This window comes from Corallococcus praedator (genome assembly GCF_003612125.1).
In the GTDB taxonomy this organism is placed as follows: Bacteria; Myxococcota; Myxococcia; order Myxococcales; family Myxococcaceae; genus Corallococcus; species Corallococcus praedator.
The window spans coordinates 1-691 of record NZ_RAWI01000825.1; the positions used below are offsets into that span (position 1 = coordinate 1).

The 691-nt window shown below is 71.6% G+C and carries 1 pseudogene; it reads right to left on the bottom strand.

Annotation, left to right across the window (positions count from 1 at the left end):
• Nucleotides 1–66: 66 nt before the first annotated feature.
• Nucleotides 67–691, bottom strand: a pseudogene (locus D7Y13_RS41980) (hypothetical protein); the annotation flags it as partial.

The window sequence follows — 691 nt, forward strand, 5'->3', positions numbered from 1 at the left end:
TCCGGTCTCGTGGGCTCGGAGATGTGTATAATAGGCAGGGCTCATGGCGCGTTCTTACCGCACGCGCTAGCGCCGCCGCACCAGCCAGCTCCGTCCAGCCTGTCCCACGATGACCAGTTCTGACTGGAGCCGCCCCCCGAAGACGCGCGACGGGTGCGCCCCGCGCACGAGGTAGTGGTCGTACCAGCTCCCCTGCGTCGCGTAGTCCATCTGCTGCGGACGCCACTCGGAGGGGAAGGTGGGCGGCACCGCGTCCCGGTAGCGCAGCGGCGAGTGCGGCGTGGTGGCGAAGGTGAAGTTGGGCACCCCTCCGCGCTCGCGCGCCAGCACCGCCGCGCCATGCAGGAACACGGGGAAGCGCACCACATTCGAGCCCGCATCGAACACCAGCCCCATCACCTTCGGCCGGTTGCCGGTGACGTCCGCGAGCACGTCCCACTCGCGGGCCTCCTCGGCGAAGTCGCGGAAGCCGCGCCCCATCATGAAGGCCACGAGCAGCGCGCACGCCGCCGCCGCGAGGCACAGGGGCCGCCGCCACCCGACGCGCGTGGCCGGCATGCTCGCCACCAGCAGCGCCGCGGCCAGGTGCGCGTAGCGCGTGTTGAGGTAGTAGACGTACCCCCGGATGTCGAAGGGCAGCAGGAAGTACAGCGCCAGCGCCAGCGCCCCCAGCCCCAGCAGCCGCCAGCGC